The 24,129-nt window shown below is 68.7% G+C and carries 22 protein-coding genes; 13 read left to right on the forward strand and 9 right to left on the reverse strand.

Annotated features, from left to right (window positions below):
* Nucleotides 1-31: 31 nt before the first annotated feature.
* The 6 genes from D107_RS0107965 to D107_RS0107990 all read left to right on the forward strand — a co-directional run bounded on the left by D107_RS0107965 (nt 32) and on the right by D107_RS0107990 (nt 4,698).
* Entirely contained in the window at nt 32-1,219 is a 1,188-nt protein-coding gene (locus D107_RS0107965) for a beta-ketoacyl-ACP synthase (protein ID WP_018881206.1), read from the forward strand.
* Nucleotides 1,216-1,995, forward strand: coding sequence for a beta-ketoacyl synthase chain length factor (locus D107_RS0107970; protein ID WP_018865752.1), 780 nt, complete (start codon nt 1,216-1,218; stop codon nt 1,993-1,995). Before D107_RS0107965 ends, D107_RS0107970 begins: the two co-directional genes overlap by 4 nt.
* A gap of 31 nt (nt 1,996-2,026) precedes the next feature.
* A complete protein-coding gene (locus tag D107_RS0107975; protein WP_018865753.1) occupies nt 2,027-2,488 on the forward strand; it encodes a hypothetical protein in 462 nt (153 codons plus the stop codon).
* A complete protein-coding gene (gene fabG, locus D107_RS0107980; RefSeq protein WP_018865754.1) occupies nt 2,485-3,207 on the forward strand; it encodes a 3-oxoacyl-ACP reductase FabG in 723 nt (240 codons plus the stop codon). The genes D107_RS0107975 and fabG overlap by 4 nt, the downstream gene beginning before the upstream one ends.
* A 7-nt stretch (nt 3,208-3,214) precedes the next feature.
* A complete protein-coding gene (locus D107_RS0107985; RefSeq protein ID WP_018881207.1) occupies nt 3,215-3,943 on the forward strand; it encodes a glycosyltransferase family 2 protein in 729 nt (242 codons plus the stop codon).
* A gap of 359 nt (nt 3,944-4,302) precedes the next feature.
* Nucleotides 4,303-4,698: a hypothetical protein gene (locus D107_RS0107990; protein WP_018865756.1), complete on the forward strand. Its 396-nt coding sequence runs from the start codon at nt 4,303-4,305 to the stop codon at nt 4,696-4,698.
* A gap of 274 nt (nt 4,699-4,972) precedes the next feature.
* Here D107_RS0107990 and D107_RS0107995 read toward each other — a convergent pair whose 3' ends face one another.
* Nucleotides 4,973-5,446 carry a YhcB family protein gene (locus D107_RS0107995; RefSeq protein ID WP_026279162.1) on the reverse strand — a complete coding sequence of 158 codons (474 nt, stop codon included), beginning with the start codon at nt 5,444-5,446 and terminating at the stop codon, nt 4,973-4,975.
* Between the two features lie 106 nt (nt 5,447-5,552).
* Between D107_RS0107995 and D107_RS0108000 the strand changes: the two genes are divergently transcribed.
* Nucleotides 5,553-6,104 (forward strand): hypothetical protein, encoded by a 552-nt coding sequence (locus tag D107_RS0108000; protein WP_018879928.1) that lies wholly within the window; start codon nt 5,553-5,555, stop codon nt 6,102-6,104.
* Nucleotides 6,105-6,110: 6 nt separating this feature from the next.
* Entirely contained in the window at nt 6,111-6,740 is a 630-nt protein-coding gene (locus D107_RS0108005; RefSeq protein WP_018881208.1) for a hypothetical protein, read from the forward strand.
* 223 nt (nt 6,741-6,963) lie between these two features.
* Here the strand turns inward: D107_RS0108005 and dacB are convergent, their stop codons facing one another.
* From dacB to efp, 3 genes are all read right to left on the reverse strand, one after another.
* Nucleotides 6,964-8,373, reverse strand: coding sequence for a D-alanyl-D-alanine carboxypeptidase/D-alanyl-D-alanine-endopeptidase (gene dacB, locus D107_RS0108010; protein WP_018881209.1), 1,410 nt, complete (start codon nt 8,371-8,373; stop codon nt 6,964-6,966).
* Between the two features lie 156 nt (nt 8,374-8,529).
* A complete protein-coding gene (gene epmA, locus D107_RS0108015) occupies nt 8,530-9,495 on the reverse strand; it encodes an EF-P lysine aminoacylase EpmA (protein WP_018881210.1) in 966 nt (321 codons plus the stop codon).
* A gap of 24 nt (nt 9,496-9,519) precedes the next feature.
* A complete protein-coding gene (gene efp, locus D107_RS0108020) occupies nt 9,520-10,083 on the reverse strand; it encodes an elongation factor P (protein WP_026279163.1) in 564 nt (187 codons plus the stop codon).
* 77 nt (nt 10,084-10,160) lie between these two features.
* On the opposite strand from efp, the gene epmB reads away from it, so the two are divergent.
* The 3 genes from epmB (at nt 10,161) to D107_RS0108035 (ending at nt 15,285) form a co-directional block, all read left to right on the forward strand.
* On the forward strand, nt 10,161-11,189 hold the full coding sequence (gene epmB, locus D107_RS0108025) for an EF-P beta-lysylation protein EpmB (protein WP_018881211.1): 1,029 nt from the start codon (nt 10,161-10,163) through the stop codon (nt 11,187-11,189).
* A 134-nt stretch (nt 11,190-11,323) separates the two neighbouring features.
* On the forward strand, nt 11,324-13,216 hold the full coding sequence (locus tag D107_RS0108030) for a hypothetical protein (RefSeq protein ID WP_018881212.1): 1,893 nt from the start codon (nt 11,324-11,326) through the stop codon (nt 13,214-13,216).
* Nucleotides 13,213-15,285: an EAL domain-containing protein gene (locus D107_RS0108035; RefSeq protein ID WP_018881213.1), complete on the forward strand. Its 2,073-nt coding sequence runs from the start codon at nt 13,213-13,215 to the stop codon at nt 15,283-15,285. The genes D107_RS0108030 and D107_RS0108035 overlap by 4 nt, the downstream gene beginning before the upstream one ends.
* Before the next feature lie 492 nt (nt 15,286-15,777).
* Here D107_RS0108035 and dnaJ read toward each other — a convergent pair whose 3' ends face one another.
* From dnaJ to hrcA, 4 genes are all read right to left on the reverse strand, one after another.
* Nucleotides 15,778-16,926, reverse strand: a complete 1,149-nt coding sequence (gene dnaJ / locus D107_RS0108040) for a molecular chaperone DnaJ (protein WP_018876097.1) — start codon at nt 16,924-16,926, stop codon at nt 15,778-15,780.
* Nucleotides 16,927-17,047: 121 nt separating this feature from the next.
* Nucleotides 17,048-18,979: a molecular chaperone DnaK gene (dnaK, locus tag D107_RS0108045; RefSeq protein ID WP_018881214.1), complete on the reverse strand. Its 1,932-nt coding sequence runs from the start codon at nt 18,977-18,979 to the stop codon at nt 17,048-17,050.
* Between the two features lie 137 nt (nt 18,980-19,116).
* Nucleotides 19,117-19,701 (reverse strand): nucleotide exchange factor GrpE, encoded by a 585-nt coding sequence (gene grpE, locus D107_RS0108050; RefSeq protein WP_018881215.1) that lies wholly within the window; start codon nt 19,699-19,701, stop codon nt 19,117-19,119.
* 120 nt (nt 19,702-19,821) lie between these two features.
* Nucleotides 19,822-20,880 carry a heat-inducible transcriptional repressor HrcA gene (gene hrcA, locus D107_RS0108055; protein ID WP_018881216.1) on the reverse strand — a complete coding sequence of 353 codons (1,059 nt, stop codon included), beginning with the start codon at nt 20,878-20,880 and terminating at the stop codon, nt 19,822-19,824.
* Between the two features lie 115 nt (nt 20,881-20,995).
* Between hrcA and D107_RS0108060 the strand changes: the two genes are divergently transcribed.
* Nucleotides 20,996-21,874, forward strand: coding sequence for an NAD(+) kinase (locus tag D107_RS0108060; RefSeq protein ID WP_018865770.1), 879 nt, complete (start codon nt 20,996-20,998; stop codon nt 21,872-21,874).
* Between the two features lie 4 nt (nt 21,875-21,878).
* Nucleotides 21,879-23,540: a DNA repair protein RecN gene (recN, locus tag D107_RS0108065; protein WP_018881217.1), complete on the forward strand. Its 1,662-nt coding sequence runs from the start codon at nt 21,879-21,881 to the stop codon at nt 23,538-23,540.
* A gap of 98 nt (nt 23,541-23,638) precedes the next feature.
* Here recN and D107_RS0108070 read toward each other — a convergent pair whose 3' ends face one another.
* A complete protein-coding gene (locus D107_RS0108070; protein WP_018881218.1) occupies nt 23,639-24,121 on the reverse strand; it encodes a gamma-glutamylcyclotransferase in 483 nt (160 codons plus the stop codon).
* Between the last annotated feature and the right edge of the window lie 8 nt (nt 24,122-24,129).

The raw sequence follows: 24,129 nt of genomic DNA on the forward strand, positions 1-24,129 counted from the left end.
GCCTCCGGCCACTATCCACAGAACACGCCCCATGGACCCACTGGTCATCACCGCCCACACCCTGACAAGCGCTGCCGGAACCGGGATCGCCGCCAACGCCGAGGCCCTGCGCAACGGGGTCAGCGGGCTGCGCCCCTGCGATCTGGAAAGCGTGAGTCTGGACACCCACATCGGCCGCGTGCCCGGCGTGGAGGCCATCACCCTGAAAGGCGAGCTCGCCCCGTTTCAGTGCCGCAACAACCAGCTCGCCGAACTGGGCCTGCGCCAGGATGGCTTCGCCGACGCGGTGGCGGCCGCCGTTGCGCGCTACGGCGCCGACCGGGTGGCCGTGCTGCTGGGCACCAGCACCTCGGGCATCGCCGCCACCGAGGCCGCCTACCACCGGCGCGACCCGCAGACCAGGGCCCTGCCCCCGGATTACGACTACCAGCACACCCAGAACATGTTCTCGCTGGCCGATTTCGTCGCCACCCGCTTCGGCCTGTCGGGGCCGGCCCTGGTGGTCTCCACCGCCTGCTCGTCCAGCGCCAAGGTCTTCGCCGATGCCCGTCGCTACATGGCCGCGGGGCTTTGCGACGCGGCCGTGGTCGGCGGTGTCGACAGCCTGTGCGGCATGACGCTGTATGGCTTCAATGCCCTGCAACTGGTGGCCGCGCAGCCCTGCACCCCGCTGGACCGCGACCGCGCCGGGATCTCGATCGGCGAGGCCGCCGGCTTCTTCCTGCTGGAACGCCCCTCGCCGGATACCACGGGACCACGGCTGACCGGTCACGGCGAATCCAGCGACGCCCACCACATGTCCGCCCCGCACCCCGAGGGCCTGGGGGCCGCGACCGCCTTGCAACAGGCGCTGGAGCGCGGCGGACGTCGGGGCGACGAGATCGACTACGTGCTGATGCATGCCACCGCAACCCCGGCCAACGACGGCGCCGAGGCCCGCGCCCTGGTGCGCAGCCTGGGGCCGCGCCCGCGCGCCGTAGGCACCAAGGGTCTGACCGGACACACCCTGGGCGCCGCCGGCGCGGTGGGCGTGGCCCAGGCCCTGGCCAGTCTGGACGGCGGCTTTGTGCCACCCACGGCCGGCCTGAAGATGCTGGATCCGCAACTGGACCTCGAGGCCCGCGGCGAGGCGGAACCGCGCCCGGTACAACGGGTACTGGTGAATGCCTTCGGCTTTGGCGGCAACAACTGCAGCCTGCTGCTGGAGGCCGCGCCATGAAGGCCATTGGACTCCATGCCGTGGGGCTGCTGGGCCCGGGACTGGACGACTTCGACAGTGCCCGCCCCGTGCTGGCCGGCGAGACCCCGCTGGCGAGCCGCGAGGTCCACGTCCCTCCGCCCGGGCTGCTTCCGGCCAACGAGCGCCGACGCACCACCGCCACCATCCGCCTCGCCCTGAAGGTCGCGGAAGAGGCCACCGAAGGGGCCGATCGCAGCCGGCTGCGCAGCGTGTTCGCGTCATCCTCCGGCGACATGGACATCATCGACCGCATCTGCGATGCCCTGACCCAGCCGGAGCCGGTAGTGTCGCCGGTGCAGTTTCACAACTCGGTGCACAATGCCCCGGCCGGCAACTGGTCGATCGCGACCCGCAACCCGGCGCCGGCCACGGCGCTGTCCGGCTACAACGCCAGCCTGGCCGCGGGGCTGCTGGAGGCCGCGACACTGCAGCTGGACGAGGGCGGCGACGTGCTGCTGGCCTGCTACGACGTGCCGTCCATGGACAGCTTCATCCACGTGCGGCCCATCCATCACCCCTTTGCCGTGGCCCTGCGCCTGGGCCCGGTGGACGGCGCACCCTGGCAGCTGCAGCTCGACCTCGGAGGGCCGGCCGCGGCCGACCCCTGCCACAGTGATGACCTGGAGGCGCTGCGCGGGAGCAATCCGGCCGCGCGCGCCCTGCCCCTGCTGGAACGGCTGGTCCGGGGCACGCCCGGAAATGTTACGCTTGAGGCGCCGCTGGGCCGGTCCCTGAACATCCGGGTCGGGCCCTGAACCATCCGCCCGGATCAGGAAGATCCCGCGCATGTCATCCCGACCCGAGACCCTGGATCACGAGGCCATCTGCCGGCTGCTGCCGCATGCCGGCGCGATGTGTCTGCTGGATACGGTGGAGGCCTGGTCCGACACCACCATCCATTGCCGTGCCGAAAGCCACCGCGACCCGGCCAACCCGCTGCGCGGCGAGGCCGGGCTGCATGCCTTGGCGGCGCTGGAATACGGCGCCCAGGGCATGGCCGTGCACGGCGCCCTGCTGGCCGATGCCGGGCCGGCGCGCGCCGGCTATCTGGCGGCGGTGCGGGATCTGCAGCTGCAGACCCGTCGCCTCGACAGCCTGGGAGCGGCACTGGAGATCCACGCGGACTGCATCCTGTCGGACCGCAACAGCTCCATCTACGACCTGCGCGTAAGCGCGGGCGCACAGCCGGTGCTGAGCGCCCGCGCGACCGTCATCCTGCAACCCGCCGACGACGAGGACAGCCCGTGACTGCACGCGCCCTGATTACCGGCGGCAGTGGCGCCATCGGCGCCGCCATCGGCCACGCCCTGGCCATGGCCGGCCACGAGGTCATCCTGCATGCCCATCGCAACGCCGCCGCGGCCGAGGCGACCGCCGATGCCATCCGGGCCGATGGCGGCCAGGCCCGGGTGCTGGTATTCGACATCACCGACGAGGGGGCCTGCCGCGAGACGCTGGACCCCCTCGCGGCCGAGCAGCCGGTACAGATCCTCGTCCACAACGCCGGCATCCACGACGACGCGCCACTGGCCGGGATGCGCCGCGAACAATGGGACCGCCCGATCGATGTCGGCCTCAACGGCTTCTACAACGTGACCCAGCCGCTGCTGCTGCCGATGATCACCACCCGCTGGGGCCGGGTGATCGCGATCTCCTCGGTAGCCGGGCAGATCGGCAATCGCGGCCAGACCAATTACGCGGCGGCCAAGGCCGGCCTGCACGGCGCCATTCGCTCGCTGGCCCAGGAGGTCGCCTCGCGCGGCATTACCGCCAACGCGGTCGCCCCCGGCATCATCGAGAGCCCCATGAGCGAGGGCAGCTTTGATGCCGAACATATCCGCAATCTGGTGCCGATGCGCCGCGCCGGCCGGCCCGAGGAGGTCGCGGGCGTGGTCGGCTTCCTGGCCAGCGACGCGGCCAGTTACGTCTCCGGCCAGGTGATCGGTGTCAACGGCGCCCTCGCCTGATGCGCCCATGAGCACGGTCGTCGCGCTGATCCCCGCCCACAACGAGGCGGCCACCATCGAAGCGGTGGTGGCCGGCGCCCGCGCGCAGGTGGACCGGGTGATCGTAGTGGACGACGGCTCCGAGGACGCCACCGCCCGCCTGATCGAGGATCAGGCCGAAGTCCTGCGCATGGACGAGAACAGTGGCAAGGCCGCCGCCCTGTGGGCCGGGATGCAGCATGCCCTGGCCACCGGCGCCGATGCGGTGGTGACCCTGGATGCCGACGGCCAGCACGACACCACCGAGATCCCCGCGCTGATCGCCGCGTGGCACGAGACGCCGAACCGGCTGGTCCTGGGCGCACGCCTCAAGGGCCGCGAACACACCCCGCCGCTGCGCCTGTTCGGCAACCGCATGGCCGACTTCTGGATTGCCTGGGCCTCCGGGCAACCCCTACGGGACTCCCAATCCGGTTTCCGCCTCTATCCGGCCGCCCTGCTGCGGCGCCTGGACCTGGCCCACCACCGGGCCCGCGGCTTCGTATTCGAGAGCGAGGCCCTGATCGTCGCCGAACGGCTGGGATTCCCGGCACGGGTGGTCCCGGTACGCTGCATCTACCCGGAAAACCACCGCCCCAGCCACTACCGGCCGACCGCGGATACCCTGCGGATCATCGCCATGGTTGCCGGCCACCTGCTGCGCCGTGGAATGCGCCCGCTGGGGCTGCTGCGTTCGCTGGGTGTGATCCGCCGTTAGGGAGACGCTGATTGAATCGCACGTCCGCGTTGGTGCCCCCTGTTTTCCGAGACAAGGCGCGTCGTGCAGCGGGTAGTGGTTCTACCCGCAAGCGGCGCAACGCAGGATCGGGGAACAGGGGGCACCAACCCCACAAGCCATTGAAAGCAGGGGCTCGGCCGCTTTTGCGTGGGAACGGCGTTGCGGTTCCCTTGTGCAGAATGACTGCACGGCAGTCACCGCGCCTTGTTCGCACGCAAAAGCGACTCGAGCGCGGACGTGCGATTCAATCAGCGTCTCCCTAGACGCACGCCCCGGTGCCCTTGGAAACGACGCTTCCGCAGGTCTACACTCCCCGCGCATCCATTAAGGGAAACACTATGAATACCAAGACGTTGCTGGTGATCATCTTCGCCGCCCTGATCGCGCTGGCGGGCTGCCGCGGCACGGTTCCCGTGCAGGACATCAGCGATACCACGGTCACGAATGTCGACGGCGACCGTCCGAGCGCCGAGCAGATGGAACGCGCGATCCGCACCGCCGGGGCTTCGCTGGGCTGGCGCATGGAAGAGGCCGAGCCCGGGCTGCTGGAAGGCCGGCTCAGCCTGCGCGACCACGTCGCCGTGGTGGAGATCCCGTTCGCTGCGGGCGAATACAGCATCCGCTACAAGGACAGCGCCAACCTGAACTACGAAGACGGCAACATCCACCCGAACTACAACAACTGGATCCAGAACCTGGACAACCAGATCCGCGCCCAGATCTCCGCCCTCTGATCCCGCCCCGCGTCGGGCACACCCCGGCGCGGAGGGCTCCAAGGGCAAGGGCCTTTGTTCACCACGAAGCCCACGAAGGCACGAAGAACACCCGCTCTGAAGAACCGCTACAGGAAGGGGAGAAGGTCGGAAGGACTGCGAGGGCACGCAACCCATGTGTACGTTGCCTTGCGAGCCACCTTCCCGTCTTCGCGTCTTCCTGTGAGCGCTACTCGGCTTTTCTTCGTGCCTTCGTGGGCTTCGTGGTGATAACAGGTTTTTTCAGTAGCGGCGGTCAGTCGGGGCGCGGGCGGTCGTCCGGCTTGCGGGGCTCTTCCCCCGAACCCTTGGCGGCGGGCTCGTCGTCCTGGGCGTCCGATTCGTTGGCGCCGCCGGCCGCCTCGCCCGGGCCGGTCCCGTAATCGCGGCGTGTCATGTGCGACAGCAGCTGGCCGGCGCGGTCCTCGAGGCGGTCGCGGGTCGGTTTGTCCGCCAGCTCCTCGGCGCTCTGGGCCAGGTGGTGATAGAGGTCGCGGTAGGACCCGGCCATGGTCGCGAACAACGTGGCCGTGCGGTCGAAGTGGTCGTTGACCTGGCTGCGGTAGCGCGTCAGTTCCTGCATGCGCCGATCCAGTTCCTCTTCCAGCTCGCGGATCAGCTTGCGTTCGTCACTGGTCACGCGGCCCACCCAGAAACCCACCAGGGCGGCAATCACGATGGCCAGGATCCCGAGGGCCACCCACAGCCCCACTGCTGTCTGCTCTTCCACCACGACATCCTCTGCAAATGGAGGGGCCATTGTGCCGCAGGCCCCGGTCGAACGCACTTCCGGGCATGCTAACCTCGCCACACAGCCAGGAACCCGGAAGACCCGCATGATCGATCCACAACACGCGCAACAGATCCGCCAGGCCCAGGCCGGCCTGATCAACCTGGTGGTCCAGGCCACCCAGAACCCGGAAACCCGCCGCGAGCTGGAGCCGGTCCTGAACCAGGCCCACGAGGCTGGCTGGGGCGAACTGATCCAGCGCATTCGCCGGGTACTCGACGGCGAGCGCGACCCTTCCCTGCTGCAGGGTCTGGACGACGAGGACACGGTGATCCTGACGGCCATCCTGAACGGGCTGCAGGACCCCTCCACCCTGCCCGACCCGGAGCAAAGCGGAGACCCGGCCCAGGCGGCCCCGGGACTGGCGCAGATGATCCACGGAGCCGCCCGCGGCGATGCCCAGTCGCTGCACTGGCTGTCCCAGATGGCCGAGCAGATGAGCCGCGCCGGGGGCGACATGGCCCGCCTGGGCGGCATTACCAAGCGCCTGGTGGACGGCGAGCGCGACCCCGACGTGCTGTGTCGCGGCATGGGCTCGCAAGGCGAATCGCTGGTGCTGTCCATCCTGTCGGAACTGGGCAAGCTCGAACGCCACTGACCCGACATGCGCCGTCGCAGCGACAACGCGGCCCCGCTACGGCGCCGCTTCCGCCTCCCGCCCTGGCTCCTTGCGGTACTCAGTCTGTGGCTGCTGCAGGGCTGCGCGGCCGTGACGCTGCAACCACCGGACGACCCGGAAGGCCCGGTTACCGTGGCCCTGCTGGACCATGGACGACACTCCAGCCTGATCCTGCCAGCCGGGAGACCGGGGGCCTGGCTGCGCTACTCCTACGGCGACTGGGTCTTCTATGTCGAACGCCGGACCGGGCCGCTCCAGGGGATCTCCGGGTTGCTCGTACCGACCCGCGCCGCGCTCGGACGCCAGGTACTGACCGGCCACGAGCTCGGGCCATCCACGCTGGGGCAACTTCGCGTACCACTGGCGGACTTTTACCTGCTGACGGTTCCGGGGGCACGGGTCGAGGTCCTGCGCGAGGAGCTGGAAGGCATCTGGCAAGCGGGATACGAGGAACGCAAGACCTCGCCGGAATGGGACATGGCCTTCGTCGAGCATCCGGAGGCCTACACCCTGCGCAACAACTCCAATCGCATGGTCGCGCGCTGGCTGACGGCGCTGGACGTCGAGGTCTCCCGCGCGCCGATCCTGTCCAACTGGCAGACCGAGTCCCCCTGAGTTCGCAAGGCACTTTTCACCACGAAGCACACGAAGGCACGAAGAAAATTCAGAAAGCGCCAACAGGAAGACGCGAAGATCGGAAGACTCCTGAAAGGCTGCGCAAGCCACAAGGATTGCGCACCCTCTCGCCCCCTGCTGACCTTCGCATCTTCCTGTAAATGCTCTTGCGGGTTTCTTCGTGCCTTCGTGTGCTTCGTGGTGAACAAACGGGGTGCACCCGTCAGAGGTCGTGGGCCCACTCGAGGACGGCGTCCTGCAGGTTGCGCCCCATGCCGCGGTGGGCGCGTGGATCGTTGACCAGCACGACCACCGCCAGGTCATCGCCACCCCGCGTCCGTACATAGCCGGCCACCGCGGACACCTCGTTGAGATGCCCGGTCTTCAGATGCATCCGCCCGCGCAGATCGCGCTGGCTGCCGTTACGGAAGCGGTTGCGCAGGGTCCCGTCCAGCCCGGCCAGGGCCAGCGAGGACTGGAACTCGGGCCGGTGCGGGTGCTGCCAGCCCGCCTCCAGGATGCGGCCCAGCTGGCGCGAGGTCATCCGCGAGTCGCGGCTCAGGCCCGAGCCGTTGTCGACCACCATGCCCGCAACATCGACATCCAGCCCGCGCAGGGACTCCAGCAGGGCCTGCTGCCCCTTCTCCAGCGTCGCCGGCGGGGTGAAGTGACGCGCCCCCAGGGTCAGCAGCAGGTGCCGGGTCATCACGTTGGAGCTCCACTTGTTGGAGACCCGGATCAGATCCGACAACGGGCGCGAGGTGTGGCGCAGGATCGGTTCGTCGTACAGCACCGGCAGCACGCCGGGGCGGATGTCCCCGGTCAGCTCGCCGCCCCACTGCGACCAATGCAGGCGGAACATCTCGGCATGGTTGGCCTCCGGCGCGAGCACCGAGCGCAGCAGTTCATAGTCGCCACAATTCACCGGGTATTCGCCGGCCAGGGTCACGCGCTGCGCCTCGGGATCGGCATCGAAACGGATCCCGCGCTGCCAGGCGCCGCAGCTGCCCCGCGTCGGCTGCAGGCGATTGACGACATCCAACCCCGGCAGGGGCGGATCCACCGTCACGTCGATCCCGTTCCCGTGCCGCTCCGGTCGCACGCGAAAGCGCTGCGCGTTGGCGTTCACATGCAGGGCATAGGGCAGCTGGTTGTAGGCCCGCAGCGGCTGGTCGTTGAAGGCGGCAGGGTCCCCGGATGGCAGTTCGAAATGCGAGGCGTCGAGGATCACGTTGCCCTCGATACGACGCAGGCCGGTCTGGCGCAGCTGCCCCAGCATACGCCAGTGTTCCTCGCTGACCATGCCGGGATCGCCCGTGCCGCGGATCACCAGGTCTCCCGCCAACACGCCGCCGCGCACCGGGCGCGTCGCCCAGACCTCGGTGGTCCAGGTGTAGTCCGGGCCCAGCTCGTTCAGGGCCGCCAGCGAGGTGGCCAGTTTCATGGTCGAGGCCGGGTTGTACGGCTGATCGGCGTTCAGGCGCGCGAGCACCGCCCCGTCCGACATCCGCTGGACCCAGAGACCGACATTGTCCGGCGGCAGGCGCTGACTTTCGATCGCCCGCTGCAGCGGCTGCGGGAGGTGTTCGAACTGGGCCTGCGCCGTCAGCGGCGCAAGCCAGAGCGACAGCATCAGACAGAGGGCAATGGCCCACCCGGAACGAACCGGAAGGGGGCCCGGGCGGCGCGCAAAAAGACGAGGGGGCATAGGGGTCCGACCATCCTGCAAACGTGCGGGGCAACAGTCCCTATAGTGTGCCGGCACCCCGGCCGGGACAAGCCCTTCGCGTCACGCTCTCGACCAGGGAAAATCGAGTACCTGATCGAGGCTGGAAACCCCCAGCAACCGCATCAGCAGCCGGTCCACGCCCAGGGCCACCCCGGCGCAGTCGGGCAGTCCGGCGTCCAGCGCCGCCTCCAGGTAGTCATCGGGGGGCGGCAGGGGCTGTCCGCGCGCACGCCGGATGGCGATGTCGCGTTCGCGGCGGCGGCGAAACAGCTCGGGATCGGTCAGTTCGTGATAGCCGTTGGCCAGCTCCAGGTCGCCCCAGTACAACTCGAAGCGCGCGGCGTACCCCGGGGATTCCGGACAGGGACGCGCCAGCACGGCCTGGCTCTCCGGATAGTCGACCACGACGGTCAGCCGGTCCGGCGGGAAACCCGGGGCAATCACCAGGCTGATCAGCGCATCCAGCCAGCCATCCCGGTCAAGCTCGCCCGCCACCGCGAGCCCGCGGGCCGCCGCGGCCCGTTCCAGCTCCTTGGCGTCCGCGGTGGCCGGGTCCAGTCCGAGGGTCGACCGGAACAGCTCGGCATAGGGGATCACCACAAAGCCGCGGGGTGCGTGCCACTCGCGGGATTGCGCGGCCTGATCCGCGATCAGGGCCACCACCTCGCGCGCCAGATCCCGATGGTCCAGCCCGTGGCGATACCACTCCAGCAGGGTAAATTCCGGGTTGTGGCACGGCCCGGACTCGCCGCCCCGGAAGACCCGGGCGATCTGGTAGATATCCGGGGCCCCATCCGCGAGCAGGCGCTTCATCGGGTACTCCGGAGAGGTCTGCAGGTAGCCCTGCTCGCCGCCGGGGGCGCGTGCCTCCCAGCTTTCCAGCATCGGATCCTGCGGGGCACCCCGGCCCAGGATCGGGGTCTCGACCTCGAGCACCCCGCGATCCGCGAAGAAGGCCCGCAGACCCGCCAGCAGACGGGCCCGCGCCGCGCGGGCCGGCGCCGCGCCCGGCCGCCAGTCACTCACCTCCGAACCCGGGGGCAGATGCGATCAGACGCGGGAGACGTATTCGCCGTTGCGGGTGTCGACCTTCACGGTCTCGCCTTCCTCGACGAACAGCGGGACCTTGACCACCGCACCGGTCTCCAGGGTCGCCGGCTTGGTACCGCCCTGAGCGGTATCGCCGCGCACGCCCGGATCGCACTGGGTAATCTTCAGCTCGGTGAAGGCCGGCGACACCACCGACAGCGGCTCGCCGTTCCACAGGGTCACGGTGCAGATATCCTGCTCCTTCAGCCACTGCCCGGAATCGCCCAGCGCGGCCTCGCTCACGGCATACTGCTCGAAGGTGTCCGGCACCATGAAGTGCCAGAATTCGCCATCGTTGTAGAGATACTGCATCTCGGTGTCCATCACGTCGGCCGCCTCCACCGACTCGCCGGACTTGAAGGTCTTCTCCAGCACCCGGCCCGTGCGCAGATTGCGCAGCTTGACCCGGTTGAAGGCCTGGCCCTTGCCCGGCTTGACGAACTCGTTTTCCACGATGGCCTGCGGATCGCCGTCCAGCAGCAGCTTGAGACCGGCCTTGAATTCGTTGGTACTGTAGGTTGCCATTGCGTGCTGTTCCTCGATGATGCGTGGCGCGGGCATACCGCCCCGTCCGGAAACGATTCATGCCCACAAAGCCCGTCATGATAACGCGCGAGCCGCGCGGAACCCAGCCACCCGCGCCGCGTGCCACGCCGGCCTGGCAGCAGGCGCTGGCGCGCGCGGTCGCCGATCCCGAGGCCCTGGCCGCACGCCTCGGGCTGCCGCTCGACGACCTGCCGGGCATGCAGACCGGGCACCGGCTGTTTCGCACCCGCATCCCGGAGAGCTATCTGGCGCGCGTGCACCCGGGGGACCCGCGCGACCCGCTGCTGCTGCAGGCCCTCCCGGATGCCCGCGAGGCCCTGGAGGCCCCGGGCTTCGTCAGCGACCCGGTCGGCGATCACGACGCCCTGGCCGCGCCCGGCGTGGTGCACAAGTACCACGGCCGCGTGCTGCTGCTGACCACCGGGGCCTGCGCCATCCACTGCCGGTACTGCTTTCGCCGCGAATTCGACTACGCCGAGCACAATCCGGCCCGGGACGACTGGACGCCCGCGCTGGAGTACATCGCGGCGCATCCGGACATCCGCGAGGTCATCCTCAGCGGCGGCGATCCGCTGAGCCTCTCCGATACCCGCCTGGCCCGACTGGCCCAGCGGCTGGACGCCATCCCGCACCTGGAACGCCTGCGCATCCATTCGCGCCTGCCGGTCGTCCTGCCGGAGCGGGTCGACGACCGCCTGCTGGATTGGCTCGGTCAGGGGCGGCTGCAGCACATCCTGGTGCTGCACGCGAACCACCCGCGCGAATTCGCCGCCCCGGCCGACGCGGCACTCGTCCGCCTGCGCGCCGCCGGCGTCACGCTGCTCAACCAGGCGGTCCTGCTGGCCGGGATCAACGACGATGCCGAGACCCTGAGCGAACTGCAGGAGGCCGGCTTCCGCCTGGGTGTCCTGCCCTACTACCTGCACCAGCTCGACCGCACCCGCGGCACGGCCCATTTCGAGGTTTCGGATCGCCGCGCACAAGAACTCCACCGGGCCCTTCATGCACGGCTGCCGGGCTACCTGGTTCCACGCCTGGCGCGCGAGATCCCGGGTGCATCCGGGAAGACCCTGCAAGCCCCGTAGGCCGGGCGTGAGCAAAGGCCGACGCCTCCCACACCAAAAACACGGTTTGCTGCTACAGTAGCGCCAGACCCGGGGCGTGAACGCGTTCTCCGGAGAGTCCCACGCAACCGGCCCAGCGACCACTGGACACGCCCATGCTGCACGCCCTGCCCGAGCTGCCCGCCCAACCGGCCGGCCCTGCCAGCTTCCCGCACCGGACGCCGCAGGCTCTGCGGGCCTGGTGCGCGGAACTGCCCGGCAGCGAGCCCGAGCTCGGCATGCAGCAACTCGGCAAGGCCCTCGAAGGGCTCAACCAGATCGCGCTGCGGCCCGGGGTCCGCGCCAGCCTGCTGCGCATACTGGAAGACCACCTCCTGCCCCTGTTCCCCGTGCTGGAGCGCCTGCTGCGCCAGCGCCCCCTGCCACTGGGGCGCCGCAGCCGCGATCGTGCCGAGGTCCTCGGCAGCGCCCTGCGCGCTCTGCTCCAGGCTGAACTGCTGGTGGTCCGGGAGCGCATCGACGCCGACGACACCCGGCACGCGGAACGCCTGACCGCGCCCCTGCAGGCCGCCGTCGCGCTGCTGGGCGCGCTCGCCGTGCACCACTGGCGGCTGTATCAGAACCTGCCCTCCGGTCACTGGCAGCAGCTCTACGACCTGCTGCGCCTGGCACGGGCCCAGCACATCGCCGACCACGGCCCCGCCACCGACCAGCGCTTCGGGCCGCTGCATACGGATCGTATCGAGGCCATGAGCGCGCGCCTCATGGTGCTGGGGAGCACCGACCCGAACGCCCTGAAGATGGGCGAGATGGACTTGCTGGTTCGCTGGATCAACGCGATCGCGCTGACCTGCACCGCCGCTCCCGACCCGGACCCGCATCCCGACCTGCCGGTGCTGCGCTGCGAGCTCGAGCGCGACCATGCGCCGGGACTGGTCCTGCGCGACCAGCCCGCCGGCGACCTGGCCTGCTTCGTGGAGCTGGGCCCGGCCCTGGCCGCACTGCGCGACGCCCCGGAAAACCTCGAGCCGGTGCAGACCGGCAATGCACAGGCCCTGGCCGAGCATCTCCTGCGCCTGTGGTCGCACCTGCCCACCCGGCGGCACAGTCGCGAGCGCGCGGGCGACCTGCAGCAGGTCTGCGTCATGGGACTGGAGCGCATCCATGACTTTCTGCTGGCGGAGATGGAGCGTCGCCGTGACGCCAGCGCCCGGGAACTCGACACGGACGAGAACGGCGAGGCCGGCCTGAAGTCCGTGCAGCAGCGTGATCGCGGCGTCAGCGTCTTCGAGATGTCGCCCGCGGCACTGCGGGGGTCGGATCTCGCTCTGGTCGACAGCCCGCCCGCCGCCGGTCGCGACAGCGATCTCCGGCCGCTCGCGGACGACACCCCCGGCCCCGCCGCGACCGCCTGGGAAGACGTCGGGCGCGGCCTCGAGATCGCCGGCCACGACGAACCGACAGGGCCCATCACCAAGCGCCATCCGCCGGAACACTGGCAGGTGGACGACATCGGCGCCGGGGGCGTCCGCCTGTGCCTGGACGCACCACAGCAGCCCTTGTTGATTGGCGACCTGGTCGGGCTGCGCGCCGTGGACGGCCACCGCTGGACGGTCGGGGTGCTGCGCTGGATTCGCTTCGACGATCAGGTCGGCGAACGCATCAGCATCGGCGTGGAGTTTCTTGCCAATCGCTGCCTCCCCATGCAGATCCAGGATTTTCGCAACGGGGTCGCCGCCGGGGTCCCGCAGCCGGGCCTGTTTGCGCCACAACGAACGGATGCCGACGGGGCCGCCCTGTTCCTGCCGGCCCAGGTCTTCGACCACGAAAAACGGGTGGTCTGCTGGCTGAACGACCGCGCCCGCGTTCTGGAACTGGACAGCGAGCGCACGGGGACTACCCTGTTCACCGAGGTGGGCTGCCGCATGACTGCGCTCGAGGTCGGCAGCCCGACCGCGGAATCCCCCGGCACGGAGGCGGACCCCGGCCTCGCGAATGACAACGGACTGTCCCTCACCACCCGCAACCGCGACGACCAGGCCCCATGAACGAGACCATTCGTACCCTCTTCGTTACCAGTAATCCGAACCGGGCGGAAGAGGTCATCAGCAGCATCCGAACCCGCGGCAGTGCGATCCGCCCGGAGCAGGTTTCGACCACCGACGCCCTCGCCGAGGCGCTGGAGAACCGGCGCTTCGACGTGATCGTACTGATCGAACCCGGCCTGAGCCTGGCCCGCGAGCACGTGGACGAGGCCCAGCATGCCTCCGGCCGGCGGATCCCGGTCGTGATCCTGACCGAACGCCCGGAAGCGGAACGCGTGGACGACTACGAGGCCGGTGCGTACGCGGTGGTGGATCACGAACTGCACGAACTGGCCAGCCTCCTCACCATTCGCGCCGCCGAACAGTTCCAGCTGCGCCAGCGACTGGGTCGCATGGACGCGTCGCTGCAGGAGTCCGAGCGCCGCTGCCAGCTGTTGCTGGACAACTCGCGCGACGCCATCGCCTACGTCCACGAGGGCATGCACATCTACGCCAACGCCTCCTGGCGCGAACGCTTCGGCATCGGCGACCCGGAGGACGTTGACGGCCTGCCGCTGATGGATCTGGTCGCGCCGGAGAGCCGCGACGAACTGAAGGGCCTGCTGCGACGCTTCCAGAACGGCGAGGAGGGCGAACAGACCCATCAGGCCTTCCAGCTGCAGGCCTTCGACGGCACTCCGTTCGAGGCCAACCTGCGCCTGTCCACCGCCAGCGTCGAGGGCGAGGCCTGCACTCAGGTCCTGCTGGATTCGGCCCAGGAGGATCCGGAACTGGCGGAGAAGATCGATTACCTGTCGCAGCGCGATCTGGTCACCGGCCTCTACAACCGCCAGCACTTCACCGGCATGATCGAGACCGCGCAGGGCCAGGCCGCGCAGTCGGAGAAGCCCTTCGCCCTGATCACGCTGGCGGTGGACCGCTTCGCGGAAATTCGCGCCAACGTCGGGATGTCCGCCAGCGACCTGCTGCTGGCCGACATCGGCAAGCTGATCGAGGACCAGTTCCCCGAGCCGGCCATCACCGCGCGCCTGGAGGCCGAGCACTTCGGCATCCTGGTGCCGGATACCCGCCGCAACGAGGTGGAGAGCCGCGTCCACGGTCTGATGGAGGCGGTCACCGGGCGCGTGTTCGAGCTCGGCAACGCCTCCACCAACTGCACCCTGTCCGCCGGCATCGTGATCGCCGACGAGACTGCGGTGGATACCGAGGAGCTACTGTCGCAGGCCGACCGCGCACTGCAGGAAGCGGTGGAAGCCGGCGGCGGGACCCACTGCTTCTTCCGCCCGGCCGAGGGCGAGATGACCCAGGCACAGGCCGACCAGCAATGGCGGCTACGCATCCAGGACGCCCTCGATCACGACCGTCTGGAGCTGCTGTACCAACCGATCGTGAACCTGCACGGGGCCGACCGGGCGCGCTATTCGGTGTTCGTGCGGCTGCGCGATGCCGAGGGTCATATCCACGAACCGGAGGCCTTCCTGCCCAGCGCCGAGCGCACGGAGATGGCCCAGCCCATCGACCGCTGGATCCTGAAGACCGCCCTGGGCGTCCTCGCGGAACAGCTGAAGAAGGACCCCGGTACCCAGTTCTTCCTCAAGCTGACCAATGGCTCGCTCGGCGATCCCTCGGTGGTCAGCTGGCTGCACGACGACCTGCACGCCCTGCGCATCCCCGCCGACAACGTGGTGGTGGAGCTGAAGGAACCCACCGTGGTAACCCACCTGAAGCCGGCGATCCACGTGGCCCGGGGCCTGCAGGAGATGCACGGCCACCTGTGCATCGACGACTTCGGCAACGGCCTGAACCCGTTCCAGCTGCTGCAGCACCTGGAGGCGGACCACATCAAGCTGGACCCGTCCTACGTGAAGAACCTGGCCGAGAGCGAGGAAAACCAGCAGCTGATCCGCGAGCATACCGAGGCCGCGCACGCCAAGGGCAAGCAGGTGATCGTGCCGTATGTCGAGGACGCCAGTGTGCTCGCCGTGCTCTACAGCCTGAACGTCAACCTCGTGCAGGGCTACTTCCTGCAGGCGCCGATGCCGGCCCCCACCTTCGACTTCGCCTCGACCTGAGCCCCGCGCGCCCGCGCTCCATTTTTCACCACAGAGCGCACAGAGAACACGGAGAAGGGCAAAGGACTGTTCACCACGAAGCACACGAAGGCACGAAGAACATCCTGTGCGGGTTCTTGAACATAGGGCGAGTCGTGGCGGTCAACGTTCCCGTATCCGACACGACACTGACCACGAGCACTCACCCACAATCCCTGCCTTTCTCCGTGAACCCTGTGGCCTGCGTGGTGACCCCGCCCTCAGTCTTTCCTTCGTGTCTTCGTGCGCTTCGTGGTCAGCCAACCGCCCTTGACCTGACACGCCGGAACCGCCTGTCCCTGATGCACCCCCAACGCTCAGAAGGCCGCATTGCCACGAGCACAGGTGCGGGAATCACCACGCGGCAAGAGGGAGCGCGCGAGTGAGCGGTCGGGGCTGGCCGTCGTTCTAACGCAACAGGCCGCGGTTTACGCCGGGGCCTGTGCGGAACAGCGAACGCGTTTCGGGAAGGGGCTATTTCGACCAGAAGTTCAGGTCCTCGAAGAAGCCCTTCACCCCGTCCACCCAGGACTGCGCCTGCGGACTGTGCTTGGTCCCACCGGCCTGAGTGGATTCCTCGAACTGGCGCAGGAGCTGCTTCTGCTCCTTGGTCAGGTTGATCGGCGTCTCCACCACCACGCGGCAGATCAGGTCGCCGACGGCACCGCCGTGCACCGACTTCACGCCCTTGCCGCTGACCCGGAACTGCTTGCCGGTCTGCGTCTCCGCGGGGACCTTCAGCTTGACCCGGCCGTCCAGCGACGGGACCTCCAGCTCGCCGCCAAGGGCGGCGGTCGCGAACGACACCGGAACCTCGCAGTGCAGGTCCGAGCCCTCGCGCCGGAACAGCTTGTGCGGCTTGACCCGCACCTGCACGTAGAGATCACCCGGCGGGCCACCATTCATGCCGGCCTCGCCCTGGCCGGCCAGACGGATGCGGTCGCCCGAGTCCACACCGGCCGGGATCTTCACGTCCAGCGTGTTCTGCTCCTGCACCCGACCCTTGCCGTGGCAGGACTTGCAGGGGCTGGAGACGATCTTGCCGGAGCCCTCGCAGCGCGGGCAGGTCTGCTGCACCGAGAAGAAGCCCTGCTGGATGCGTACCTGCCCGACCCCGTTGCAGGTCGGGCAGGTCTCCGGCGAGGTCCCCGGTTCGGCGCCGGAGCCGTCGCAGGCCTCGCAGGACACCGTGGTCGGGATGCGGATCTTGACCTCGGTGCCGAACACGGCTTCCTCGAGCGTCAGGTCCAGGTTGTACTGCAGGTCGGAGCCCCGGTAGGCGCGCTGACCGCGGCCGCCTCCACCACCCCCGAAGATATCGCCAAAGATATCCTCGAAGATGTCGCTGAAGTTGGAGGCCCCGGCCCCGCCGCCGAAGCCGCCGGCCGAACCGTCCACACCGGCATGGCCATAGCGGTCGTAGGCCGCCCGCTTCTGATCGTCGCTGAGGACGTCGTAGGCGGCGCGCGCCTCCTTGAACTTGGCCTCGGCCTCCTCGTCCCCCGGATTGCGGTCGGGATGGTACTTCATTGCCAGGCGGCGAAAGGCCTTCTTGATATCGGCGGCCGAGGCGTCCTTGGCGACGCCCAGTACCTCGTAATAGTCGCGTTGTGACATGGTCATTTCCAGGTAGATCGTTCGCGCGAACGCGGAGTGCCTTCACGCAAACGCCCGGAGGTACCGTGTACCCCGGGCGTGGCGTGTGGTCGAAGTCTGGCGGCGCCAAGGCGCCGCCGGACGGGCATCAGCCCTGCTTCTTCTGGTCGTCGTCGACTTCCTCGAACTCGGCGTCCACGACATCGTCACCCTGCTGGCCACTGTCGGCCTGCTCGGCACCGGCCTCGCCCGCGGCGTCCGCGCCCTGGGCATAGGCCTTCTCGGCCAGCTTGCCGGAGGCCTCGGCCAGCTTCTGCGTGGCCTGTTCGATGGCGTCGGCGTCCTCGCCTTCCATCGCGGTCTTGACCTCGGCCACCGCCGACTCGATCGCGGAGCGCTCGTCGTCGGAGACCTGGTCGCCCAGATCCTTCAGCGACTTCTCGGCGGAGTGCACCAGGGCATCGGCCTGGTTGCGTGCCTGGACCAGCTGCTGGAACTTCTTGTCTTCCTCGGCATGCGCCTCGGCGTCCTTGACCATCTGTTCGACTTCCTCTTCGGACAGACCGGAGGAGGCCTTGATCACGATCTTGTTCTCCTTGCCGGTCGCCTTGTCCTTGGCCGAGACGTTCAGGATGCCGTTGGAGTCGATGTCGAAAGTGACCTCGATCTGCGGCACACCGCGCGGCGCGGCCGGGATGTCCTGCAGGTCGAAGCGGCCCAGCGACTTGTTGGCGCTGGCCATCTCGCGCTCGCCCTGCAGCACATGCACGGTCACCGCGGTCTGGTTGTCCTCGGCGGTGGAGAACACCTGGTTGGCCCGGGTCGGGATGGTGGTGTTCTTCTCGATCAGCTTGGTCATCACACCGCCCATCGTCTCGATCCCGAGCGACAGCGGGGTCACGTCCAGCAGCAGCACGTCCTTCACGTCGCCGCCCAGCACACCGGCCTGCACCGCGGCGCCGACCGCAACGGCCTCGTCCGGGTTCACGTCCTTGCGCGGCTCCTTGCCGAAGAACTCCTGCACCGCTTCCTGCACCTTGGGCATGCGGGTCTGGCCGCCGACGAGGATCACGTCGTCCACCTCGGAGGCGGACAGGCCGGCGTCCTTCAGCGCGACCTTGCACGGCTCGATGGAGCGCTTGACCAGGTCCTCGACCAGGCTCTCCAGCTTGGCGCGGGTGATCTTCAGCGCCAGGTGCTTCGGCCCGGTGTTGTCGGCCGTGATGTACGGCAGGTTGACCTCGGTCTGCTGGCTGGAGGACAGCTCGATCTTGGCCTTCTCGGCAGCCTCCTTCACGCGCTGCATCGCCAGCGGATCGCCCTTGATGTCGATGCCCTGGTCCTTCTTGAACTCGTCGACCAGGTAGTCGATCAGGCGATTGTCGAAGTCCTCGCCACCCAGGAAGGTGTCGCCGTTGGTCGCCAGCACCTCGAACTGGTGCTCGCCGTCGACCTCGGCGATCTCGATGATGGAGATATCGAAGGTACCGCCACCGAGGTCATACACGGCGATCTTGCGATCCCCGCGCTTCTTGTCCATGCCGTAGGCCAGCGCGGCCGCGGTCGGCTCGTTGATGATGCGCTTGACCTCGAGCCCGGCGATCTTGCCGGCGTCCTTGGTCGCCTGACGCTGGGAGTCGTTGAAGTAGGCCGGGACGGTGATCACCGCCTCGGTGACTTCTTCGCCGAGGTAGTCCTCGGCGGTCTTCTTCATCTTCTGCAGTACGCGCGCGGAGATCTCCGGCGGGGCCATCTTCTTGCCCTGCACCTCGACCCACGCATCGCCGTTGTCGGCCTTCACGATGCTGTAGGAGACGAGCTTGATGTCCTTCTGAACCTCGTCTTCCTCGAACTTGCGGCCGATCAGTCGCTTGGCCGCAAACACAGTGTTCTGCGGATTCGTGACCGCCTGGCGCTTGGCGGACTGGCCGACCAGCACCTCGCCGTCGTCACTGAACGCGACGATGGACGGGGTGGTGCGGGTGCCTTCCGCGTTCTCGATGACCTTGGCCTGGTCGCCTTCCATCACGGCGACACAGGAGTTGGTGGTCCCGAGGTCGATACCGATGATCTTGCCCATGATTGAAATCTCCTGATGCGAAAAAGTGGCGCTGCAGAGCGTCGTTCTCTGCCAACTTGTACGGGAATCTGGGGGCCCGGGCCGGGTTTTCAAGGGGCGATATCCGAGCCGCCCCCTGATCCGCCCGGGTAGCCGGGTCAGGCGCTCTCGTCGATGTTCGGCGAGCTCGGTGCCTTGGAGACCACCACCATGGCCGGGCGCAGTACGCGGTCCTGCAGCATGTAGCCCTTCTGCATGGTCGCCACCACCGTGTTCGGCGGGTGCTCCGGGTCTTCCTGCATGGACATCGCCTGATGGCGCTCCGGGTCGAAGCGCTGGCCGGTCGGTTCCTCGGCCTGGATGCCGAACTTGTCGAAGACCTTGGTCAGGTTCTTCAGGGTCAGCTCGGCCCCCTCGATGATGCGCTCGACATCCTGGGTCTCGCGGGCCGCCTTCAGCCCCATCTCCAGCGAGTCGCCGACCTCCAGCATCTCGGAGGCGAACTTTTCCATCGCGTATTTGTGCGCGTTCTCCAGCTCGCGCTCGAAGCGCCGGCGCTGGTTCTCCAGTTCCGCCTGCGCGCGCAGGGCCTGGTCACGCCGTTCCTCGGCCAGGGCCTCGAGCTCCTGCAGACGTGCCTCGGTATCGCCCTCGCCGGGGTGGTCGCCATCGGCCTCGGGGGCCGCCTCGTTCCCGGTCTCGAGCTCTTCCGGTTGTTCCTGGGGTTCCCGCTGTTCCGACATGCTGGCCTCGCGAATCAATGAAAAGTGGAACCGCCCGCCGGGTCGCCAGCCGGCAGGCGGGGTATTCGGGTTGACTACGGGGACTGTGGGGGCATCCGTTCGGGTTTCAAGGGCGACCCGCTACTTCGGGTCGCCCGGCGGCTGATCGCCCAGGGCCGAGCCGAGCAGACGCGCGGTCACGTCCACGATCGGGATCACCCGGTCGTAGGACATGCGCGTGGGTCCGATGACCCCCAGCACGCCGACCACCTCGCCATCCACACTGTAGGGCGCAGTCACCACCGAGCAGTTCTCGAACCAGTCCAGTCCGGACTCGCGGCCGATGAAGATCTGCACGCGGTCGCTGCGAATGCACTGGTCGAGAATCCCGAGGATCTCCTGCTTTTCGTTGAAGGCCTCGAGCAGCTGCCGCAGGCGCTCCATGTCCGCCAGCTCCTCGTAGCCGAGAAGGTGAGTCTGGCCGGCCACGACCACGTCGTCCGGGTCCTCGTCACCGACCGCCTTCTCGCCCAGATCGATCGCCGCCAGCATCATCGCGTCCAGGTCGTCGCGCACGTCGCGCATCTCGCGCAGCAGCTCGGCCCGCACGGCGTGCAGGCTCTTGCCCGCCAGATGGGCGTTCAGATAGTTCGCCATGCGCTGCAGTTCGTCCTGGCCGAAGTCGCGCTCCAGCTCCAGCACGCGGTTCTGCACCTCCTTGCCGTCGATGACCAGGATCGCCAGGATGCGCCCCTCGCCCAGGCGCAGGAACTCGATCTGGCTCAGCGCCACGTTGCGATGCCGTGGCAGGCGCACCATCCCGGCCATACGCGTGACCTGCGACAACAGGTTGCTGGTGGTGTCCATCAGATCCTGGGTACTGGCGTTCGGATCAAAGCCGGACTGGATCGCGCGCACCTCCTCCGGTGAGGGGTTGCGCACCTCCAGCAGGCTGTCGACGAACAGCCGGTAGCCGGCCGGCGTCGGGATGCGCCCGGCCGAGGTATGCGGCGCATGGATCAGGCCCATGTCCTCGAGATCCGCCATCACGTTGCGCACGGTGGCCGCACTCACGCTGAGCCCGGAGGTGCGGGCCAGGGTACGCGAGCCGACGGGCTGGCCGTCCCGGATGTAGCTCTCGATCAGGGTCCGCAACAGGGTACGGGCCCTGGCGTCCAGATTGATGAAAGCGTTTTCCATGGGTCGTCAGCGCTCCACTCGGTCGAGTGCCAGAAGGTACCAGTCTTGGATGGTGCCGGAATCCGGTCAAGAAACCCCGGGTGCAGTCGCGGTCCCTTTTCCGGATAATGCCGGCATGATGCCAGACTTCAACAAGGTCGGACTGGTCGGCAAGACCAGCGACTCGCGCACCGCACCGCTGGTCGCCACGCTGGTCGGTCTGCTGCAGGAGCGCGGCCGCCAGGTCTTCATGGAACAGGAGATCGACGGCTTCGAGCGTCCGGAGCGGGTCGGGCTCCTGCCGCTGGAGGAGCTGGCCAGCGCGGTCGATCTGCTGATCGTCATCGGCGGCGACGGAACCCTGCTGGCCACCGCCCGCAAGGTCGCCGATGCCGACACGCCGCTGCTGGGGATCAACCTGGGTCGCCTGGGATTTCTCGTGGATGTCTCCCCGGACACCGCCCCGGAGGAACTGGGCGAGGTCCTGGACGGGGCCTTCGAGCGCGAGCCGCGGGCGATGCTGGAGGCCGAGCTGATCCGCGACGGGGTCACCATCCACCACGGGATCGCGCTGAACGACGTCGTGGTCCATGTACTGAGCGTGGTGCGCATCATCGAGTTCGACACCGCGATCGACGGCATGGACGTCGGCCGGCTGCGCGCCGATGGCCTGGTGGTGGCCACGCCCACGGGTTCCACCGCCTACGCCCTGTCCGCCGGCGGGCCGATCCTGACCCCGCAGCTGGACGCGATGGTCATGGTCCCGGTGTGCCCGCACAGCCTGAACCACCGCCCGCTGGTGGTCAGCGGCCGCTCCACGGTGGAGATCCGCCTGTCCAGTGGCAGCCGTTCCCCGGCCCAGGTCGCGCTGGATGGCCAGGAGAACGTGGACTTCGCCCCGGGCGACCTGCTGCGCATCCACCGTCGCGAACAGGCCCTGACCCTGATCCATCCCCGCGAACATCACTTCCTGCGCGTGCTGCGAACCAAGCTGCGCTGGGGCGAGCAGCCCTGATCCCATGCTGCGACTGATCAGCATCCGCGACTTCGCCATCATCGACCAGCTGGAACTGGAGCTGGACACGGGCCTGAGCGCCCTGACCGGCGAGACCGGGGCAGGCAAGTCCATCCTGATCGACGTGATCGGCCAGCTGCTGGGCGACCGCGCCGACGCCGGCATGGTGCGCGAGGGGGCCGAACAGGCCGACCTGTCCGCGGAGTTCGCCCTGACCGACACGAGCCCGGCTGGCACGTGGCTGGCGGAACAGGACCTCGCGGACCCCGACGACGACGCGGTGCTGCTGCGGCGGGTCCTGACCCGCCAGGGAAAGAGCCGTGCCTGGATCAACGGCCGACCGGTCGCGGTCGGCCAGCTGCGCACATTGGGCGAGTGGCTGGTGGACATCCACGGCCAGCACGCCCATCAGCAGCTATTGCAGCGCGACACCCAGCGCCTCTGGCTGGACGGCTTCCTCGAAGGCGACCGGGTCTCCCACGTGCGCGAGGCCCACACGGCCTGGCGCGAGGCCGCCCGCGCGCTGGAGCAGGCCCGCGAGAGCCAGGCCGACACCTCCGACCGCCTCGACCTGCTGCGTTTCCAGACCACCGAGCTGGCCGAACTGGCCCCGGTCCAGGACGAATACCCGCAACTGCTGGCCGAGCAGAACCAGCTCGCCCACGGCACCGAGGTGCTGAGCGCGCTGCAGACCGCCAGCCAGCAGATCGAGGACGACGCCGGCGTCGATGCCCAGATCGGCCATGTGCTGCACGCGCTGCAGGACGCCGCGCAGCACGACGAACGGGTGAACCCGACGCTGGAGCTGCTGGAGTCCGCGCGCATCCAGATCACTGAGGCCGGCGACACCCTGCGTCGGCTGGCCGACGGCATCGAACTGGACCCGGAACGCCTGGCCGAGCTGGACCAGCGCGTCGGCGAGTACCTGCGCCTGGCGCGCAAGCACCGGGTCGATCCCGAGGCCCTCCCGGGCCTGCACGACGAACTGCAGACCGAGCGGGACGCCCTGGAGAACGGCGACCAGACCCTCGAGGCCCTGGAGGCGCGCGAACAGGAGACCCGTACCGCCTTCGACTCGGCTGCCAAGGCGCTGAGCAAGGCCCGCCAGCAGACCGCCAAACGCATCGGCCAGGCGGTCACCGACACCATGCAGGAGCTGGGCATGGCCGGCGGCCACTTCGAGATCGCGATCGAGCCCGCCGACAAACCGCAGGCGCACGGCGTGGATCACATCGAGTTCCGCGTCGCCGCGAACCCCGGCTCCGCCCCGCAGCCGATGGCGAAGGTTGCCTCCGGCGGCGAGCTCTCGCGTATCGGGCTCGCGCTACAGGTGCTGGCCAGCCAGCAGCAGACCGTACCGACGCTGATCTTCGACGAGGTCGACAGCGGCATCAGCGGCGCGGTCGCCGAGGTCGTCGGGCGCAAGCTGCGCACCCTGGGCGAGCGCCATCAGGTCCTGTGCGTGACCCATCTGGCCCAGGTCGCCGCCCAGGCCCACCAGCAGCTGGAGGTGCAGAAATCGCACGGCAAGGACGGCACCCGCACTGCCATCCAGCCGCTGGACGACGAGCGCCGCGTCGAGGCCCTGGCCCGCCTGATCGGCGGCACCCAGCTCACCGAGACCACCCGCACCCACGCCCGCGAACTCCTGTCCTCCGCCGGTTAGTCCAGCACGAAGGCCACAAAGGACAACACGCAGGATGCGATGAGCGCAGCGGATCGTGGAGCGGGCGCTACAGGATCACCACCGCTGAACCATGCGGTTCAGGACCGCGCCGGCCAGATGCCGTCCGCCAGATGGCGCGCACCGGGTGGCAGACGCGGCATCCAGTAGACCCAGAGGGCCGTGGGACCATCCTCGGTCCAGGCGGGCACCAGGGCCCGGCGATACTCCCCGCGGCCGCCCGGGCGCACACCCTCCAGGGCGTCGACGCGCGGCAGGGCCCGCGGCGGATCGGGCAGGCGAATCCACTCGCCGTGCACAAGCTCCTGCGCCGCATCCGGGGCTGATGGCGCGAGCCCCCGGAAGCGGCGCTGACGCCCCGCGTCACGGGCCGGGTCCTGCCCGGCTTTCAGCAGAATGCTGTCGGCGGCAATCTGCACGGCGGGGTAGCCCACGGGTAAGTCATATAGCGACCCGACAATGGTCGCGGTGCGAATCCGGAGGGCGCTGGAGCAGAACGCCCGGTGGTTGGCGAAGCCCCGCTTCAGCGTCCCGTACACGAACAGGTCGACGAATCCCGCCATACCGATGG

The organism is Thioalkalivibrio sp. ALE30, assembly GCF_000377465.1.
Classification (GTDB): Bacteria; Pseudomonadota; Gammaproteobacteria; order Ectothiorhodospirales; family Ectothiorhodospiraceae; genus Thioalkalivibrio.